12 protein-coding genes are annotated in these 20,125 nt (G+C 57.5%); 5 read left to right on the top strand and 7 right to left on the bottom strand.

All coding sequences use genetic code 11. The features are described from left to right. Window positions 1–73: 73 nt before the first annotated feature. Window positions 74–1,480 carry an asparagine--tRNA ligase gene (asnS, locus tag ACYVGU_RS12000; RefSeq protein WP_460622293.1) on the bottom strand — a complete coding sequence of 469 codons (1,407 nt, stop codon included), beginning with the start codon at window positions 1,478–1,480 and terminating at the stop codon, window positions 74–76. Window positions 1,481–1,740: 260 nt separating this feature from the next. On the opposite strand from asnS, the gene rpoN reads away from it, so the two are divergent. The 3 genes from rpoN (at window position 1,741) to ACYVGU_RS11985 (ending at window position 7,823) form a co-directional block, all read left to right on the top strand. Continuing rightward, window positions 1,741–3,330: an RNA polymerase factor sigma-54 gene (rpoN, locus tag ACYVGU_RS11995; RefSeq protein ID WP_460622292.1), complete on the top strand. Its 1,590-nt coding sequence runs from the start codon at window positions 1,741–1,743 to the stop codon at window positions 3,328–3,330. 147 nt (window positions 3,331–3,477) lie between these two features. Beyond that, on the top strand, window positions 3,478–4,107 hold the full coding sequence (locus ACYVGU_RS11990) for a hypothetical protein (protein WP_460614883.1): 630 nt from the start codon (window positions 3,478–3,480) through the stop codon (window positions 4,105–4,107). 98 nt (window positions 4,108–4,205) lie between these two features. After that, on the top strand, window positions 4,206–7,823 hold the full coding sequence (locus tag ACYVGU_RS11985) for a PAS domain S-box protein (protein ID WP_460622291.1): 3,618 nt from the start codon (window positions 4,206–4,208) through the stop codon (window positions 7,821–7,823). Window positions 7,824–7,900: 77 nt separating this feature from the next. On the opposite strand, the gene ACYVGU_RS11980 is transcribed toward ACYVGU_RS11985, so the two are convergent. After that, the gene (locus ACYVGU_RS11980; protein ID WP_460614881.1) at window positions 7,901–8,629 is read right to left on the bottom strand and encodes a LytR/AlgR family response regulator transcription factor; all 729 of its coding nucleotides are present in this window, start codon (window positions 8,627–8,629) and stop codon (window positions 7,901–7,903) included. A gap of 306 nt (window positions 8,630–8,935) precedes the next feature. Continuing rightward, window positions 8,936–10,315: an FAD-dependent oxidoreductase gene (locus tag ACYVGU_RS11975; protein WP_460614880.1), complete on the bottom strand. Its 1,380-nt coding sequence runs from the start codon at window positions 10,313–10,315 to the stop codon at window positions 8,936–8,938. Window positions 10,316–10,978: 663 nt separating this feature from the next. On the opposite strand from ACYVGU_RS11975, the gene ACYVGU_RS11970 reads away from it, so the two are divergent. Together ACYVGU_RS11970 and ACYVGU_RS11965 are read left to right on the top strand one after the other, a co-directional pair. Further along, on the top strand, window positions 10,979–13,612 hold the full coding sequence (locus ACYVGU_RS11970; protein WP_460622290.1) for a TonB-dependent receptor: 2,634 nt from the start codon (window positions 10,979–10,981) through the stop codon (window positions 13,610–13,612). Window positions 13,613–13,907: 295 nt separating this feature from the next. Beyond that, entirely contained in the window at window positions 13,908–16,664 is a 2,757-nt protein-coding gene (locus ACYVGU_RS11965; protein WP_460622288.1) for a TonB-dependent receptor, read from the top strand. Between the two features lie 106 nt (window positions 16,665–16,770). On the opposite strand, the gene ACYVGU_RS11960 is transcribed toward ACYVGU_RS11965, so the two are convergent. From ACYVGU_RS11960 to ACYVGU_RS11945, 4 genes are all read right to left on the bottom strand, one after another. After that, a complete protein-coding gene (locus ACYVGU_RS11960) occupies window positions 16,771–17,370 on the bottom strand; it encodes an alpha-ketoglutarate-dependent dioxygenase AlkB family protein (protein ID WP_460622287.1) in 600 nt (199 codons plus the stop codon). Window positions 17,371–17,448: 78 nt separating this feature from the next. Further along, on the bottom strand, window positions 17,449–18,105 hold the full coding sequence (locus ACYVGU_RS11955) for a hypothetical protein (RefSeq protein WP_460622286.1): 657 nt from the start codon (window positions 18,103–18,105) through the stop codon (window positions 17,449–17,451). 102 nt (window positions 18,106–18,207) lie between these two features. After that, window positions 18,208–19,488, bottom strand: a complete 1,281-nt coding sequence (gene kynU / locus ACYVGU_RS11950) for a kynureninase (RefSeq protein ID WP_460622285.1) — start codon at window positions 19,486–19,488, stop codon at window positions 18,208–18,210. A gap of 84 nt (window positions 19,489–19,572) precedes the next feature. Further along, complete coding sequence (locus ACYVGU_RS11945) at window positions 19,573–20,109, bottom strand: 3-hydroxyanthranilate 3,4-dioxygenase (protein ID WP_460622284.1); 537 nt, start codon at window positions 20,107–20,109, stop codon at window positions 19,573–19,575. Window positions 20,110–20,125 lie beyond the last annotated feature (16 nt).

The following is a 20,125-nucleotide window of genomic DNA, read 5'->3' as shown; positions in this document are numbered from 1 at the left end:
TGAACAACGGCAGCCCCTATTGGAGGCTGCCGTTGTTGCTGTGGCGGCGGTTATCGTATAGGGAAAGCCGGGCCTAAAACTCTGCGCTCTTGGGAAAGCGGGGGAAGGGAATCACGTCGCGGATGTTGGACATGCCGGTCACAAATAGGATGAGGCGCTCAAAGCCCAAGCCGAAGCCAGCGTGGGGCGCAGTGCCGTACTTGCGCAGCTCCAGGTACCACCACAGCTCGTGCTCCGCAATGCCCATATCGGCCATGCGGGCCTTCAGCTTCTCCAGGCTTTCTTCGCGCTGCGAGCCCCCGATGATTTCACCGATGCCGGGGAACAGCACATCCATGGCGCGCACGGTTTTGTCGTCGTCGTTGAGCTTCATGTAGAAGGCCTTGATATCCTTGGGGTAATCCGTCAGGATAACGGGCTTTTTGAAGTGCTTTTCAACTAGGTAGCGCTCATGCTCGCTCTGCAGGTCAGTGCCCCAATCCACGGGAAACTCAAATTTTTGCTTGGCAACTTTCAGAATTTCAACGGCCTCGGTGTAAGTCAGGCGCTGGAAGTCGTTGTCGACTACGAATTGCAGACGGCCTAGTAATTCCTTGTCGTAGTGCTCGTTGAGAAACTGCAGATCATCTTGGCAATTCTCGAGGGCGTAGCGAACCAGGCTGCGCAGGAAATCCTCCGCTAGGTCCATGTTGTCCTGCAAGTCGTTGAAGGCCACTTCGGGCTCAATCATCCAGAACTCCGCCAGGTGGCGTGCCGTGTTCGAGTTTTCGGCCCGGAACGTGGGGCCGAATGTGTACACTTTGCCCAAGGCCATAGCAGCTACTTCCGCCTCCAGTTGCCCCGAAACCGTGAGGTTGGTTTGCTTGCCAAAGAAGTCCTGCTTGTAATCAACGCCTGATTTGTCTTCCGTGAGCGGCGGGTTTTGGTCGGGCAGCGTAGTTACGCGGAACATCTGGCCCGCGCCTTCAGCATCGGAGCCGGTTACGATGGGCGTATGGACGTAGTAAAATCCTTTGCTGTTGAAGTAGTTATGCACAGCAAATGCCATGGCGTGCCGAATGCGCAGCACCGCCCCAAATGTGTTGGTGCGGGGGCGTAGGTGCGCAATTTCACGCAGGAATTCCAGCGTGTGACCCTTCTTCTGGAGCGGATACTCGGCCGTATCAGCGGAGCCGTACACCGTAATTTCCGTGGCTTGAATCTCAACCGTCTGCCCTTTGCCCTGCGAGGCTACTAGGGTACCGCGTACGGCAATAGCAGCGCCATTTTCAACACCATCGGCCTTTAGCTTTTCCTCCGGGAACTGCTCGGCATTGGCTACCACCTGAATGGAATTAAAGCCAGAGCCGTCGTTGACAGCAATGAACTGCACGTATTTGTTGCCGCGGCGGGTGCGCACCCAGCCTTTTACCAGCACTTCGCGGTCCAGATCGGTGCTGCGGAGCAATTCCTGCACGCTGGTTTTTCGGAGGTCGGACATTAGGAGGTTGTGTTCGTACTAGAAGGAGAATAACTAAGAACGGCAAAGGTAGAAGTTTTAAGGGGTGAAAACCGTGCTACTAGGGGCCAGAGTAGCGCAAAGCCTTTGGTACAGATAGCCTTCGGGCCCGCGCCACGCATTGCTACGGTTCAGCCTCCCCCTCCTGGCCCAACATTTTACCCCAAACCCAAGTACAGAAAGGGCTATATTTGGCCTAACCACCCCGTGCAGAAACCGGCGGGGCGTACGCGTTTTTGAGTATGCAACGACTGGACATGAAACAGCTTCTCTCCCAGAAGCTGTCACCCCAACAAATTCAATTTATTAAGCTGCTGCAGATTCCGACGGCAGAGCTGGAAGCGCGCATTAAAGAAGAGCTGGAAGTAAATCCGGCCTTGGAAGAAGGCGACGACCAAGAGGAGGACTTCGAGGACCAAGACCGTGACGACTCCAGCGACTCGGATGAGGATTTCGACAACGACCCGGATGCGGAGTTCGACAACCCCGACAATACGCTGGACGAAGACTTTGACAGCGGCCAGAGCGAAGAGCAGCCGGAAATAGAGCTGCCCATCAAAGACGAGCCCGCCGATACCAAAGAGTCGTCGGACAACGAGGATTTAGACCTGAGCGACTACCTCAACGACGACGAAATAGCCGGCTACAAGATGCAGGGCGACGGCCCCGGCGAGGACGAGGATGACCGGGAGATGCCCCTGGCCGACACCAGTGGCTCCTTGATGGACAACCTGCTCGACCAGCTTGGCTTTGCCAATCTCGATGAAAAGCAAGAAGCCATTGGCCGCCAGTTAATTGGCTCCATTGATGGCGACGGCTACATCCGCCGCGACCTATCGGCCATTGCCAACGACCTGGCGTTTTCGCAAAATATCGAAACGACCGTACCGGAGGTAGAAAGCGTGCTGCACGTGATTCAGTCCTTCGACCCCGCTGGCATTGGCGCCCGCGACCTGCAGGAATGCCTACTGCTGCAACTAGAGCGCCGCCACCAAGACGAAGCGACGGAGCACGCCGAGCAAATTCTGAATGAAACCTTCGACGAGTTTACCAAGAAGCACTACCCTCGCATTCAGCAGAAACTCGACCTGGAGGATGACGAGCTGAAGGAAGCCATTGCTCTGATTCTCAAGCTCAACCCCAAGCCCGGCGGCACGGGCCCTGTGGGTATGGGCAAGGTGCAGTACATTATCCCCGACTTCATCCTGACTTCTGACAACGGGCAGTTTAACCTCACGCTGAACTCGCGCAATGCGCCCGATTTGCGCGTGTCGCCGGCCTACACGGAAATGTTTCGGGCCTACGACAAAGCCTCGAAGAAAGACAAGAAAATGAAGGAGGCCGTCACCTTCGTGAAGCAGAAACTGGATTCGGCCAAGTGGTTTATTGATGCCATCCGGCAGCGCCAGAACACGCTGCTGCGCACCATGGACTCGATAGTACGCTACCAGAGTGAGTTTTTTCTGGAAGGCGACGAGAGCAAGCTACGCCCCATGATTCTGAAGGACATTGCCCAGGAAATTGGGATGGACATCAGCACCGTGAGCCGGGTAGCCAACTCCAAATCCGTCCAGACGGAGTTCGGCATCTATCCACTCAAGTACTTCTTCTCTGAAGGCATTGCCACCGACTCGGGTGAGGATGCCAGCAGCCGGGAGGTAAAGCACATTCTGAAGGAAATCATTGAGGGTGAGCAGAAAAACAAGCCCCTCTCCGATGACAAACTGGAGAAAATGCTCAATGCCCGCGGCTACAACATTGCCCGACGCACAGTAGCCAAGTACCGCGAGCAGCTTAATATTCCGGTAGCTCGCCTGCGCAAAGAGCTGTAGGCTAGTTACTATGTGCAGCCAGAAGCGAAAGTCCTCGGTACCGCCGGTGCCGGGGACTTTGCGTATACACACGGCCTAGTGAGAGGGCGGTGCCGAAGCGCTGGCACTGTTGTATCTTCGTTGGGTTCTGCCCTAGCCCTGCCTATTGTGTCGCGTGCCCTTGCTACGGCGCTGTCGGCGGTATTTCATCCGCTGCTAGTTCCGTCTTATCTGTTCTACATCGTCTGCTATCAGCTGCCGGGCGCCGTACTGCTGCCGCCGCTGCCTGATCGGTGGCTGGTGCTGGCCGTGGTGTGGGGGTTCACGTTTGTACTACCCTCCTTGGGCACGCTAACCCTGGTGCAGTTCGGGTTTGTTGATTCTTTGGAGCTAGCCAAACGCCAGCAGCGTGCTTGGCCCTTGCTGCTGGCGGCCGTCAGCTTTGGGGCGGCGGCGTGGCTATTGCATCGGCCCCGGTTGTTTGATGCGTTGCTGCCCCAGATGATGATTGGCATGACCGTGGCCGTGCTGCTAACCTTTTTGATTACGCTGCGCTGGAAGATTTCGGCGCACGGCGTGGGCATGGGCGGTAGCGTGGGGTTGCTGGCGTTGTTGCACCTAGGCGGCATGGCCGGGCCGGGTGCCGTGGCGTGGCTGGCCGGCACCATTATGGTAGCCGGCGCCGTGGGCAGCGCCCGCCTAGCCCTGAACGCGCATACCGAAGCGCAGGTGTGGGCCGGTTTGGCCCTGGGTGCGGGGCTAGTGCTGGGGTTTGGTGCGGGCCTGCTATTGGGCTAGCGCTCAATCGTTGTGTATCTTTAGCCAGCACTCATTATAGTGCCCGGAGCGGTAGCGCCCGACTTTCTTCCTCCTGCACAGGTTGTGTTGTTTCGCGTATGCTTTCCTCTCCCGATCCTGCCTCTGAGCTAGCCTCCCTTACTGCCCAACTTCAGCAGGAACGCCGCGAACGGCTGGCCGCCGAGCAGCAGGTTCAGAACCTGCGCCGCCAACTCACGACCAGCCAACGCACGGCTACCCGCCTCACCGACAGCATTACGCGCCTCACCCAAAACCTGCGCGTAGCGGTGTTGGTAGCGCACCAAAGTGGGCTGGTGGCGTTGCTGAACCAGGAGTTTTGCGACTTATTTGGGGTAGAAGGCCTTTCCTTGGGCATGCTGGGCCAGCAGGTGGCGCCCGTACTCGAGGCCATTATTGCCCAGGCGGCGCGGCCGGAGCAGGCCCGGCAGCGGCTGCACAGCATGCAGCAAGCCAACCAGCGGGTGTTGGGCGAAGACTTGGAGTTAGCCGACCGCACTATTCTGGAGTTCGACTTTATCCCGTTGAGCGGCCCCGATGAGCTAGTGGCAGCCGGCTACATGCTTTCCTTCCGCGACGTAACCCAAACCCGCCGGGCCGAGGAGTACATGCACTCCCTCTCGCGCATACCCGGCCAGAACCCCAACCCGGTTGTGCGCTTGCACGCCGATGGGCGCTTGCTCTATAGCAACCCCGCCGCCGACGCCCTGCGCAAAGAATACCTCAACCCTCAGGAAGAGCCGGCGTTTGCCCTTCAGCTTTACGAAGCTGCTACTGAGGCACTGGCCGCCGGCGAGCTGATCATTCGGGAAATATGCTTCCAGGAGCTGTGCTACCAGCTAGCCATTGCCCCCTTCATCGATGACCAGTACGTGAACCTGTACTTCACCGATATTACTACCCTTAAGCAAGCCGAAAAGCAGTTGGTAGATCAGCGGGAGTTTTATGAAACCGTACTCAACCAGCTGCCCGCCGATGTAGCCGTGTTTGATACGGAGCATCGCTACCGCTTCGTGAACCCGGCCGCCATCCGCGACCCGCACCTGCGCCAGTGGATTATCGGCCACGATGACTTTGAGTACATGGCCTATCGGGGCCGCCCCGCCGCCCTAGCCCACAAACGGCGCGCAACCTTCGAGCAGGCCATCCGGCAGCAGGGCGTGCTAGCCTGGGAAGAAGCCATTCTAACCCCCGAGGGCGACACCAGGCTGGCTTTGCGCCACATGCAGGCCGTATTCAATCCCGAAGGCGAGCTACGCATGGTTATCGGCTACGGCATTGACATTACGGAGCGCCACGCCGCCGAAGAAAAAGTACGCCAAAGCGAAGCTCAGCTGCAAGAACAGCAGAAGTTTACCCGGATGGTAGTCGACTCCACCCCCAATATTATTTGGGTGACCGATGGCCGGGGCCAGGTATTGTTCAGCAACCGCGCCTTCGACGAGCTGGTGGCCCAAAGTGACCACCGCAACGTGGATGTGCTAGATCCGGACAGTGTAGTGGCCGCAGAGGCTCGTGAGTTCAGCACCACCGATGAGTATGTGCTGACGACGGGACACGAGCTGATCAACGAGACCACCTACACCCTGCGCGACGGCCGCACCATGTGGCTTCAGACGGTAAAACGCCCCTTGTTGCGCGCTGATGGCAGCGTGAACGTACTAGGGGTAAGTACCGACATAACCGAGATGAAGCAGGCGCGCCAGACGCTGGAGCGCAGCACCAAGCAGTACCGCGACCTGATGCACTACTCGCAGGCACTTATCTGCACGCATGATTTAGATGGCCTGATTTTGTCGGTGAACCCGGCGGCGGCGCACCTGGTGGGCGTGGTGCCTGAAATGCTGGTGGGCCGCTCGCTGTTCGATGTCATGACCCCGGATCTGCACCCGCAGGTGAAAGCCTATTTGGCGCAGGCCCATCATCAGCAGGAACTCACCGGCCTCATGACGTTGCGCGGCCTTAACGGGCAGGCGCACCACCTGATGTACAATAATTACCGCGTAGAGGAGCCCAATGAGGTGCCGTACGTAATTGCGTACGGCCAGGAAATTACGGAACGGATTCAGGCCGAGCAGCAACTCGTGCGGGCCAAAGAAACCGCCGAGAACATTGCGCGGGCCAAGGAAAACTTCCTGGCCAACATGAGCCACGAAATCCGGACGCCGATAAATGGGGTGCTGGGTATGGCCGGCTTGCTGGCCAAAACGCCGCTTTCTGAGTCGCAGCAGGAACACCTGCGGATTCTGCGCAACTCGGGGCGCCACCTGCTCACCGTCATCAACGATGTGCTGGACGTGGCCAAGATGGAAGCCGGCAAGCTGGAGCTGGAGCAAGTTCCCTTCGACATTGCGCAGTCGGTGCAAGATGCTGTGCAAAGCCTGGGGTTCCGGGCCGAGGAAAAGGGCATCACGTTCCGCTTGGTGCCGTTGCAACTGCCCCACCCCTTCGTCATCGGCGACCCGGGCCGCATCAACCAGATTCTGCTCAACCTGCTCAGCAACGCCATCAAGTTTACCGACCAGGGCACCGTAGAGCTTGGCAGCCGCCTCCTGCGGGAAACCGAAACGGAACTGGAGCTGGAGTTTTACGTCCGCGATACGGGCATCGGTATTTCCGCTGATAAGCTGGAAACCATCTTTGAGAGCTTCTCGCAGGCGTATGCGGATATTTCGCGCCGCTTTGGGGGCACCGGACTAGGTCTCACCATCAGCCGAAGCCTAGTGCAGCAGTTGGGGGGCCGCATGTGGGTAGAAAGCGAGTTTGGCCAGGGCAGCACGTTCTTCTTCTCGCTCACCCTCACCAAGGCCGGATATGCCTTGCCGGAGCCAAGCCAGCTCCCGCCTCCCAATTACGAAAAGCTGCGGGGCAAACGGGTGCTGCTGGTAGAGGACCACCCCGTAAACCAGCAGCTAGCCGCTATGATTCTGGAAAACTGGGAGGTAGAAACGCACCTAGCCTCTGATGGCAACGAGGCGCTGGCCCAACTGGAAGCCCGACTTTATGATGTGGTACTGATGGACATTCAGATGCCCGGTATGAGTGGCCTCGATGTGACGCACCGCCTGCGCGAACACCCGGATCCGCTGCGAGCCAATACGCCAGTTATCGCCCTCACGGCCAACGTAATGCGCTCCGATGATGAAACCTACCGCGCCGCGGGCCTCGACTACCTTTCTAAGCCGTTTGAGGAAGATGACTTGTTCCGGAAGCTGGAAGCCAACCTGCGGCCGGTGCCGGTAGCGGAACTGGAAGCTGGTACCCTGAATTCCGGTAGCACGGGTTCCGGAACAGCCACCGAGCCCGCACCTGAGCAATCCACTTCTCAGCCCACCGATGAGGCGCCGCTCTACGACCTGACCCGGCTTCGCGACACGGCCCACGGCAGCACCATTTTTATGCAGAAGGTAATCGGCTCCTTTCAGGCGCACACACCGGTGGCTATAGCTCAGCTGCGCGAAGCCGCCGCCGCTGCCGACTGGCCTACCGTGGGGGCCCTGGTGCACAAGCTGCGCCCCTCGCTGCAGTTACTAGGGGTGCACAGTGTGCAAAGTGCCGTAACGGTGTTGGAGCCACTCTCAAGGCCTGAATCAGAGCAAGTGCGCGTTTCCACCGCTGAGCTGCAGGCGCAGGTTGAGAGCCTGACGGCCGGCCTGGAGGCTACCGTGGAGCAGCTTGCCAGCGCCTCCATCGAGTAAAAACACACATACGAAACCGGCCGGCGCAGATGCTACAATAGCATTTGCGCCGGCCGGCTTTGGTAGCAATACTCGGGTTAAATACGGTTCAGCTTCCGGAAGAAGGCCTCCTGATACGACTTCCCGATGGGCACATGCTGGCCGCCCGGCATTACCGCCGAACCATCCTCAATGGCCTCCACGCGGCGCATGTTCAGGATATAAGAGCGGTGCACGCGTATAAAATGGTCGAAGGGCAGGCGCGCGTCCAGGGCCTTCATAGTGGTGTACACAATGTATTTCTGCTTGTCCGTCACGATGATAACGTAGTCCGACAGGGCCTCGATGTAGATAACCTCATCGAAGTTGATGCGCACCATCTTGTTGTTCACCTTCACGAACAGGTCGCTGTCGGGCGGGGCAGTGGGTGCCGGGGCAGCCGCGGCCAGAGGCGCGGTATGCTGCTGCAAGGCCCGCTGCACGGCCCGGCTGAAGCGGGCGTAGTCGAAGGGTTTTACTAGGTAGTCCGTCACGCGCAAGTCAAAGGCATCCACGGCAAAATCCTCGTGCGCGGTGGTCAGAATCACGATGGGCGGATCGGTGAGCACGCGCAACAGGTCCAGGCCGTTGAGTTCCGGCATCTGCACATCCAGGAATAACACATCTACCCGGTTACCGGCCCGGAAGTAGTTCAGGCCCTTCAGGGCATCGTCCATAGACGTGACCAGCTGCAACGAGTCGGTTAGGGAGATATAGTGCTCCAGCGTTAGCCGGTTGATTTCCTCATCATCAATAATAGCACAAGTCAGGACAGGAGCGGTAGACATAGAAGGCAGAGCAGGGCAGGGAAAGGAAGGGCGGAAACTAGGTAAAATACCGGACCGGACAGCAGGCAGAAGCTCGACAGCCTCTCTCAACTATAAATTTACCAATTTAATCGGGTAGCTAAACTAAACTACTTACGTCAGTCAACCAAGTTAATTCTGCAGCTCAACAGTATCCATTCCGGTTCTGGGAACATGGCAGCAACTGGCAAATGGCAAGGGCACCCAGTTTACTAGGCTCCGACACCTGGTAAACCGCCCCACCAACCTCCCCTCCTAAATTGGGAGGAACGCAAAAATGGGGGCACGCTATTCTGAACGGCGCGCCATTTCGGCGGCCACCAACTCCTGTACATCCGGGCGCTGGTAATCCGCTTCCGACTTGATGTAGGGCATGATGCGCTGCATAATCCGTTCCTGCTCCTGCCCATTCGCTAGAGCCTCGGCGTAAGGCAAGTGCGAAAACGTAACCTGCGAGTACAGCGGCAGCCACTTACCCGGATACTGCGCCGAAATCAGGCCTTCAATTTTCTTTTGCAGCAGAAACCGTGGGTCGGCTACCCGGTCGCGCATTTCCTCGAAGTTATACACCGCCAAGTCGGCCATGGCATCAGTATCGGGCTTGCGCATCACCTGAAACTCCCGGAAAATAGTGGTCCAGTCGGAGCCATGGGTGCCCAGGAGCTCATTGAGCACAGTACAATCCTCGAAGCCCGCGTTCATGCCTTGCCCATAGAACGGCACAATGGCATGCGCCGCATCCCCTAGCAGCAGCACGTCATCTTCGTGCGTCCAGGGGTAGCAGCGCACCGTTACCAGGGAGCTGGTTGGGTTTTCGAAAAACTCGGTTTCCAGGTTCGGCATCAGGGGCACAGCATCCGGAAACACCTCCTCGAAAAAGGTGCGCACCTGTGCCGGGGTTTGCAGCGCCGCAAAGGAAACGGGGCCCTCAAATGGGAAAAACAAGGTGCAGTTAAACGAGCCGTCGAGGTTGGGCAGGGCAATCATCATGTACTGCCCGCGCGGCCAGATGTGCAGCGCATGCTGATCAATGGCCCATTCTCCGTTGGGCTTGGCCTCAATGGTTAGCTCTTTGTAGCCGTAATCGAGGTAGTGTTGCGAGTAGTTGAACCGCTCCGTGCGCTGCAACGCCCCGCGCACGGCCGAGTAGGCGCCATCTACCCCAAACAGGCGCCGGAAAGGCACCGTGCGGCTCTCGCCCGATTCGGTATCGAGCATTTCCACGGTTTGTTGGGGTAAATCAACGCGGCGGCACTGCTGGTTAAACAGCACCTGTATGCGTGGCTCCTGCTCCACTAAATCCAGCATCCGCCGGTTTAGCCCGGCCCTTGACACAGAAAAAATGGATTGCCCCTGCTGGCCGTAGGGCTGAAACGTGAGTTGGCCTTTGATATCGTGCATGACGCGGCCATGCATCGGAATGGATACTTCCCGCACGGAATCGGCAATGCCTACCCCCTGCAACGCCCGCCACCCCCGATCCGACAAAGCCAAGTTGATGGAGCGGCCTTCTACGTTGCCGGCCAGCCGAATATCGGGGCGGCGCTCAAACACCTCCACCTTATGGCCATGCTGCGCCAGATACAGGGCTAGCAGAGACCCCACCAGTCCTCCTCCCATTACGGTTAGGGTTTCGGGATCAGCAGAAATAGAAGCAAACTCGGCCATAGGGCACACAAAAGGTAATAACAACGAAAAGCGCGGGCGAAAGGGCGAAAGTAACCGATTCTGTTGGCATCGATTGATCGAGCATTACGCAAGCTTCGGCAGGGTGAAGGCTATACTTGGTCGTAATGTGCATAATCAGAAAACCAAGCGCCTTTAAATTTGAACTTTTAGTTGATCCACTTATCCTAATTTATGTCTTGTATGATCTTGGCCTCGCAAGAGCTTATACTAGGTGCCTCCCGCCAACAGCATCGTCATCGGCGGCGCAAGGCACTACCTATCCGTTTTACTCCAACCTCCCACATATCCTATCGGCCAACTGGTATGGGCAGCACTGTGCCTGGCCCTCGGTTCAGCCAACTACGCTCCGCCGCAGCCACGCTGCCTAGCACACTGCAATGTGGCCCCTATGTAGTGGGAGAGGCTGATTGCCTGTATCTGTATGGGCCCTCTGACCTCCGCTACTAAGCCTGAGCAGGTTATAACCTACGGCGGAGCTTACGTTTTAGCATGATTTGCGTCTCTTCTAAATACCATTTTTCGCACCCAATAAGCAAGTGGCTATCAGTTGCTTATCAGTTGCGTAATCAGCCCGCTTGACCTACCTTTGCAGCCCCTTTCCTGACATGTTGGGGTATTTTTAATTTTTTGCAGTTTTCTAGTATGAGGAAACATTACCGTTTTCTATTTTTTTTCTTGGTATTTCTGCTGAGCCAGGCCGTTACCGGCTGGGCCCAGAACGTGGGAATTGTGGCGGGAGCTGTAGAAACAGCTACCGGTGAACCACTACCGGGTGCCACCATTTTTATCCGGGGCACCTTCATTGGTACTAGCACTGACCGAGACGGTAAGTTTAGCCTGCGTGCTGACTTCACTGAAGGCCCCGTGGTGCTGTCCATCTCTTTTGTGGGCTACGAGAGCCGCGACGTAACCCTGAGCCAGCCCGACAACACCGTGAAGGTGCAGCTCAAGCTTAACCTGACGCAAACCAACGAGGTAATTGCCTCGGCATCGCGCGTAGAAGAAGGCATTCTGCAGGCACCGGTAACGGTGGAAAAAATTACCTCGCAGCAGGTTTCACGCCTCCCTCCCCCCGATGTACAGGTGGGCCTGAACCAGTTCAAGGGCATCGACGTGAACAGCACCAGCATGCTCATGAACTCCCTGAGCACTAGGGGCTTCAACTCCGCAAAGTCGGAGCGCCTGATTCAGCTCACGGACTACTTTGATACGCAGTCGCCTTCTCTGAACATCAACGCCGGTAACCTCACGGGCCTGCCTGAGCTGGACATCGAAAGCATTGAAATCATTCATGGCCCGGCTTCGGCGCTGTATGGTGCCAACGCCTTCAACGGCGTACTGCTGCAAAACTCCAAAGACCCCTTCGTAAGCGAAGGCCTGAGCCTGCGTGTGCGCGGCGGTGAGCGGAGCTTCTTCGATGGACAAGTACGCTACGCCCAAAAGTTTGGCGAGAAATTCGCGTTCAAAATCACGGGTGCCTACCTCACGGCTAACGACTGGCTGGCCAATAACTACACGGCAACCAGCACCCAGGTGCAGCGCAACAACAACACCGTAGGCTCTACTTTGGGCTACGATGCCGTGAACCGCTATGGTGATGTGGGCGGCTACACGTTCTCTGGTGCCTTCCCGTTCCCTGAAGTACGGGGAAAGACGGTTTTCATGCCCGGCTTCGATGAGAAAACGCTAGTTGGCAACGATGACAAAGCCAAGTCGGTGAAAATCCACCCTTCGCTTTCGTACCTGCTCACGAATAGCGTAAAAATGACGGTTGGGTTTAACTACAACCGGGGCTCTGCTAGCTACCAGAGCACTAGCCGCTACCGCTTCAAAGACTTTGGTACCAACCAGTACCACGGCGAAATCAAAGGTGAGCGGTGGTTTTTGCGCGGCCAGTCTATCCAGGACTTTGGCGGCAACACCTATGACCTGAGCTTCCTGGGGGCGTTCATTCAGAACTCGCCTATTTCTACCAGCGGTACCGGTACTACCTACGCCCAGCGCTACTTCGGCACGTACGTAAACACGTATGTAGGTGCCCGCCAGGCCGGCCAGACAGATGCGCAGGCCCAGCTAACGGCCCAGTCCGCCGCTGATCCGCTGCAGCTTAATCCTAACAGCGCCGAGTTCAGCAACCTGCGTAACCAGATTATTCGCGATGCTACTCCCGGCCGTGGTGCCCGCCTGAACCCCAGCTCCTTGCTGAATGAAGGCAACGCCCAGTACAACTTCAAATTCGGAGAGTCAACGGACCTGATTGTGGGTGCTGCTTACCGGAAGTTCCGCTTGGGTTCCAACGGCAACCTGTTCTCTGACAACGAAGGCCGTATTCAGAACCACGAGCTAGGTGGCTATGCCCAGCTAACGCACAAGCTGCTCGAAGACCGTCTGAAGCTGGCTTTGGCTGGCCGTATCGACGACTTCAAGAACTTCGATCCGTCCTTCTCGCCCCGCGCATCCGCCGTATATTCTGCCGGCGACAAGCGCCAGCATAACTTCCGCGCCAGCTACGGCCGCGCCTTCCGCTCCCCTACCCAACTCGACCAGTACATCAAGCTTGATGTGGGCCAGGTATTGCTGCTAGGCAACGTTGACAATGGTTACCAGGGCTACAGCCTGACCAATGGCCAGAACATCTCGGTCGCGGCCCTGAAGCTTGAGCGCCTCAGCAGCGTGGAAGTAGGCTACAAAGGCGCGCTCGGCGATAAGCTGGCCGTGGACGTGAACTACTACCGCAACTACTACAACGACTTTATTGGTGCCCAGCGCTTTATTGGCAATGCCGATGGCAGCCGCCCAGCTAGCATTGCGGCCGGTCGGGTACTGCAGGTATGGACCAACGCCGACCAAGAAGTTCGCACCCAGGGTGCCGGCGTTGGCCTGACGTATGCCGTAGCATCTGCGCTTAACTTTGCAGCCAACTACTCGCTGAACGTGCAAGACCGCAGCGATGTGCAGGATGCCGAGTTCCAGACGTACTTCAACACGCCGAAGCACAAGTATAATGTAGGCGTCAATGGTACGGTTATCGACCACCTGAGCTACGCGCTTAACTACCGCTGGGCCAAAGGCCACGAATACGGTACTCCCTTCGCAGTAGGCCAACTGGCCGACTATAGCTCGGTAGATGCGTACCTAGGCTACACGCTTCCGAAGGTAGGGGCTACGGTGCAAGCCGGCGCTTCCAACCTTTTCAACTCCAACAACACGCAGGTGTACGGTGGCCCCCAGATCGGTCGCCTCATCTACCTGGGTTTACAGCTGGATGTGAAGTAATCACTAGGTAATACTAGGTAGTAAACGGACGCCTCCTGGCAAGGGGGCGTCCGTTTTGTTTTACACTATTCCCATTTTGAAACCCGTCTGTTCTACTCTATTGCCTCCGGAAGAAGCAGTATTGACATTTTTTGTCAGAACGGGAAAGCGTGATTAGGCCTAAATCCTGGTTTCGTTGCGCAAGCAATAGGTGTTGTTGGCATAGCAGGGGTGGCCGTTCAGCCAAATAAAATAAGAGGCGCTCAACAGGTCAGTAGGTTTGCCTTAGTTCTGATTCTGCATAAGGCACACCATAATGAAACACTTGTACCCGCCTGTTTTGGCGGCTTTGCTGCTCCCAAATCTTGTAGCTGCTACCGCAGCAACCACTGGCAATCTGCTTGCTACTACCTCCTTTACCTTACCTGATCCGGCGGAACGCACCTTGGCCGGACAAGTTCTGACCGAAAAAGGAGAGCCTCTGCCTGGCGCCACTGTTTTCATTAAAGGCAGCTTTGTTGGTACCAGCACCAATCAATACGGTAAGTTCAGCCTGAACGCCAATTTTGACAATGGCCCAGTTACGCTGGTTTTTTCTTACGTAGGTTTCGATAGTCGCGAGGTTGTTTTGGAGGCCCCTGAGCTAACACTTACCATCGGCCTTACCCCTAGCGCTACCCTTCTCAACGAAACCATCGTATCGGCTTCCCGCATCGAAGAAAACATTCTGCGGGCTCCCGTAACTGTCGATAAGCTTTCAACCAACCAGATTGAAAAAATTGCTACCCCTGAGATTCTCAGCGGGCTTGGCCAGATCAAGGGCCTAGACGTTAGCTCGGCGTCTATGCTCTTTACCAGCGTAAGTACTAGGGGCTTTAATACCGCAAAGTCGGAGCGGGTTATTCAGCTCGTCGACTACATGGATACCCAACTGCCCTCGCTTAACCTGAGCCCCGGCAACCTGGTGGGTATTCCGGAGCTTGACATGGAGAGCATTGAAATCATTCATGGTCCTGCTTCGGCACTGTACGGCTCTAATGCCTTGAGCGGGGTTATCCTGTTCAACTCCAAAGACCCCTTCGTGTATGAAGGCCTGAGCATGCGCCTGCGCGGCGGAGAGCGAAACCTGCTGGACGGGCAGCTCCGCTACGCCAAAAAGCTCACCGAAAAGTTGGCCATTAAGCTCAACGCCAGCGCCTTCCGGGCCAACGATTGGATTGCTGACGACATGAACGCCACGCGCAGCTCGGCTAACCCAGCTGGCTCCACGCTCGGTTACAACGCCGTAAACCGGTATGGTGAGTACGGCTACACGTTTGCTCCTGGCCAAGGCACAAACCCCGAGCTAGTAAACCGCACGGCGTACCTGCCCGGCTTCACGGAGCAGGAGCTGATTGCCGACGACAACCGTACGTCTTCGTATCGGGTACAGGGCGCGGTGTCGTACTTGCTGCGCGATGACCTGAAGCTAACCGTAGAAGCCAAGCACGCCGAAGGAACTGCTACCTACCAGAACATCAGCCGTTTCCGAGTGAAAGGATTGGGCACTGACCAGTATCGGGCAGAGCTCAAGAGCAGCAAAGGCTTTCTGCGTCTCTACTCAACCAAAGACTTTACCGGCAACTCATATGAGCTGAACCAGTTGGGCACCTTGATACAAGAAGCGCCGACCACGGAAGGCGGCAACACTAGCTACGCCCAGCAGTTTTATGGCACCTACAATGCGGTGTACACCCAGGCTCGCCGGGCCGGCCAAACGATAGATCAGGCCCTTGCTACTGCCCAAGGCGTGGCCAATTCTACCCAACTGCGCTCTTCTGACCCTCGCTTTGTTGCCCTGCGCGAGAAAATCACGAATGACCGGCAGCCGGGCCGCGGGGCCCAACAGTACTTCAGCTCTTTCCTGCACGATATCAGCGGCCAGCGCACCTTCCGTTTGTTGGAGGCTGGACCCGACCTGACGGTTGGCGCTGCCTACCGCGAATATCGGCTGGGATCTGACGGGTTGCTTTTCTCTGACCAGAATGGGAAGCGCATTCGCAATTACGAGTACGGAGCCTACGGCCAGCTAACCCAACCCCTGCTAGAAGACCGCCTGAAGCTGGCCTTTGCCGGCCGCGTGGACGACTTCAAAAACTTCAAGCCGGCCTTCTCGCCCCGCGTTTCCGCCGTGTACTCGCTTGGCGGAAACAAGCAGCATAACTTCCGCGCCAGCTATGGCCGCGCGTTCCGCTCGCCTTCGCAAACAGAACAATACTTCTACAACGATATCCGCACCGGTGTGCTGATAGGCAACGTTGGGAACGGATTCCGGGGGTATAACGTGTCCCTGTTTAGCTCGCCGCAGCTGCTGGCAGCCGCGCAAAGCAACCCCGCCGTACTGCAGCCCTACGAGTACACCATCAGCCCCCTCAAGCTGGAGCAAGTAAATACCGCTGAAATCGGCTACAAAGGTGCCATCGTCAGCAACCTCTACGCCGACATCAGCTATTTCCGCAGTCAGTACAACGACTTCATAGGCGCTCAAACCTTTGTGGGTAACACCGATGGATCGCGCCCCACGCCCCAGCAGTTGGCGGCTGGCTACAGCGGAGCCTACGCCGACCAAAGCCAGCCGACTCGCGTGCTGTACGCCTATTACAACAACAATCAGCAGGTGCGCACGCAGGGTGTTACTGGCAGCCTGACGTACTACTTCAACCGGGCCTTTAACCTGACGGGCAACTACTCGCTGAATGTACTGGACCGCAGCAACCTGCCCGCAGACTTCCAGACCTTCTTCAACACCCCGAAGCACAAATACAACGTGGGGGCCACTGGCCAAATCCAGAACTTCAGCTACTCTGTGAACTACCGCTGGGTGCAGGGCCACTTGCAGGAAATGCCCTTTGCCACGGGCAACGTGCGCGACTACAGCACTACCGATGCGTATTTCGGCTATGCTGTTCCGAAGCTGGGCAGCACGTTCCAGGCTGGTATTTCCAATGCCTTCAATGCCAACAATGTGCAGGTATTTGGTGGCCCGCAGATTGGACGCCTTGCCTACCTCGGCGTGCGGTTAGACGTGAAGTAAGACCTAGTACTCCGGACGCCAAGCCAGGTTTGCAAAAGGCCTCATCAGGAAGAGCGGTTGCTTTTTCTGATGAGGCCTTTTGTTGGGCTTTGGCCTTGCAACTCCCCTAGCGTCCTAGTATCTGGCGGAACGTGAGGTTGAGGCGCGGAGCTACCGGGCGAGCAGTTTTGGGCAGGGCATGCAGCCAGTGCTGTTGGGTGGTGCCGCGCATCAGAAGCAGGCTGCCGCTGGTCAGGCTCAGGCTTACGGGCGCGTGGGGGGTACGATGCACGTCGCGGGGTTTGAGGCGAAAGGTGCGGGTAGCGCCCAACGTTACGGAAGCAATAACGGGGGCTGGGCCCAGTTCGGGCTCGTTGTCAGCGTGCCAGCCCATACTGTCTTGGCCGGTGCGGTAGAGGTTGAGTAGCACACTGTTAAACCCAGTACCGGCCGCTAGCTCCACTTGCTCTCGCAGCTGCAACAGCGCGGGCGTCCAGGGCTGCGGCTCCAGTTGCAAGCCCGAGTACCGGTAGCGGGCGTCGGCATCACCATACCACGCAGTCAGGCGGGGCTGCAGTACATCACGCCCGAATAGTTTGATGGGTTGCTGCTGCCAGTGAATATCTCGGGTGAGCTCCGCGAGCAAGGCAGCGGCCTGTGCAGGGGCCATAAACTCAGTATCCAGCGCTAGGTCAGCATCCGGAAGCAAGAGCGGCAGAAGCGGCATAACGAGAAAGACAACGAGTAGCAGGCATGGGGCTGGCGGCTAATGCGGTTTGACGCGCACCAGGGCCTAGGCGAGCGACTAGCTAGGCAAGCCCATGGCTTCCAGCTGCTTCTGAATGAGTGGAGCCAGCAACATCCAAAGCCCTAACCGCAGAACGGTGCAAATCAGGAAGGGAAGCAGCCAGCTGCGGCTCTGAAATTGATGTACACCCACATACCGGGGCCAGAACCACAGGTTATAGGCAATAATGGCGGGCAGCTCGGCAAAAAGCAGCACTATACCCAGCCCAGCTTTCAGCAGTGGGCCTAGGCACAAGGCCAGCACCACCAGATACCCGATAATGAACAGCACCAGCCGCCAAATAGCCCCTTTCCGGTGCAGTGTACGGAAGTTGAGCGCCAGTAATGCCCCACCAGCCAGCATGGAAAAGAACACCGAAAACAGCGTGATGGTCACGGGCGAATACAGGCGCGGAGCGGGCGTCGTAGCTTCTTCCTCCGCGGCTATTACTCTTGCTTTCTGTTGCGCAGCAACTGCCTGCTGCTGTGCCACAATGGGTCGCAGCTCCGCCCTGATAGCCGCCGCATCGAGGTCAGCAACCAGCACCTGGCGCCGCTCTAGCTCATCGAGAGCCGCCAAAACGGCTTCTTCCCGATACTCTGAGCGGTTGAGAACATACAGGCGCAGCTCGGCGTCAGTTTTGCGGGCCATTTTCTCCGCGTAATCTTCGGCCATGATAATCAGGTAAGCAAAGTCAAATCAAATAAGGCCGTAGCCTTCCTTCAGTACGCAGAACAACAGCCCAGGGTGGAAAAGGTCCTTCCCTTTGGTTGCTACTTACACTCGGGCCGCCCACTGGGCCAGCACCTCGCCCACCCGGAACACATCCTCAAACGTATTGTAGAGCGGCACCGGAGCCAGCCGAATCACGTTAGGCTCGCGCCAGTCGCCGATAACACCAACGGCCATCAGGTGCTCAAACAGGTTGCGGCCGTTTTGGTGCACCAGCAAAGAGAGCTGGCAGCCGCGCTGGGCGGGGTCTTGGGGGGTTATGATTTCGAGGCGGGTTTTGGGCAGATCTAGGCGGGTAATCAGGAACTCCAGGTAACCGGTCAGCAGCTCACTTTTTTGGCGCAAGGCGGCCATGCCACCCGCCTCCTCATGAATGGCCAGCGCCGCTTCGTGCACTGCCATGGTCAGGATGGCGCCATTGGAAAGCTGCCAGCCTGCCGCACCACGCATGGGCTTAAAGCCCTTCTTCATCTTAAAGCGCTCCTCATCATCGTAGCCCCACCAGCCGGCCAGGCGCACTAGGTCCGGGCGGTCGGCAAACCGCTCGTGCACAAACGCGCCCGACACGCCACCCGGTCCCGAGTTGAGATACTTATACGAGCACCAGCAGGCAAAATCCACATCCCAGTCGTGCAGGTGCAGCGGAATGTTGCCGGCCGCGTGGGCCAGATCAAAGCCCACCATGGCCCCAGCCGCGTGGCCGGCGCGCGTGATAGCGGCCATATCGTACACCTGCCCGGTATAGTAATTAATACCCCCTAGCAGCACCGTGGCCAGCGAATCGCCGTGTTCGGCAATGGTAGCCACAATATCCTCGGTGCGCAGGGTATGCTCGCCGGGGCGGGGCACTAGCTCCACAATCACCTCATCGGGCTCTAGGCCACGCATGCGCACCTGGCTTTCGATGGCGTATTGGTCGGAAGGGAAAGCCCCACCTTCCATCAGAATTTTGTTGCGGGAAGCCGTGGGCTGATAAAAGGAAATCAGCAGCAGGTGCAGGTTGGTAGTGAGGTTATTCATAACCACTACCTCAATCGGCTTGGCTCCTACAATGTGGGCCGTGGCATCCTGCAGGCGCCGATGGTAATGCATCCAGGGCGTTTCGCCTTTGAAATGACCTTCTACTGCTAGGTCCTGCCAGTTCTGAAACTGCCGCTCGGCGGCGGCGCGGGCCGTACGGGGCTGCAGGCCCAGCGAGTTACCGCAGAAATACAGACACTCCTGCCCATCGGGCCCAAGCGGAATCAGAAACTGCTGGCGGAAGTCGCGCAGCGGATCCTGCGCATCAAGTTGGCGGGCGAAATCGAGGGTGGGTTGGAAGGTCATCAGCAGCAAATATACCACGCCCCTTCTAAGCCTGAAACCATGACATTTCGGCTTTTTTAGGGCAACAGCCAGCAGCCCGAAGCCTTACTCCGTTGGTGCCACGGGTGCGGGCGGTTGCATCACGGTGCCGCATACCTGGCACGTACGCTCGTGTTCATTCTGCCAGAACCGATTCATGATGGGCGGCAACTGCGCCACGATGTCCGTGATTTCAGCAAACTCCTCGTAGAGCTTGTTGCCGCAGTTTTCGCAGTACCACTGAAAGCCATCTAGCTCGCCGGCCGTGCGGTAGCGCTCCAGCACCAGGCCTATGGAGCCCGCCGGCCGCCGCGGCGAATGGGGCACGCCGCCAGGCAACAGAAACATGCTGCCGGCCTTTATCTCAATGTCAACGGGCTTGCCGTCTTCGATGATTTTCACCACAATGTCGCCTTCCAGCTGCAGAAACAGCTCCTCGCCCTCATCCACATGGTAGTCTTTGCGGGCATTGGGGCCGCCCACCACCATCACAATAAAGTCTTTGTTATCCTTGAAAACCTGCTGGTTGCCGACGGGCGGCTTCAGAAGGTGGCGGTGCTCATCAATCCACTGCTGAAAGTTAAACGGGCGGGCAACAGGCATTGCAGAAGTTGTGAAA

This window comes from Hymenobacter tenuis, from assembly GCF_054780495.1.
The sequence above is the reverse complement of the archived record's forward strand: the minus strand, read 5'-3'. Positions and strand labels throughout refer to the sequence as shown.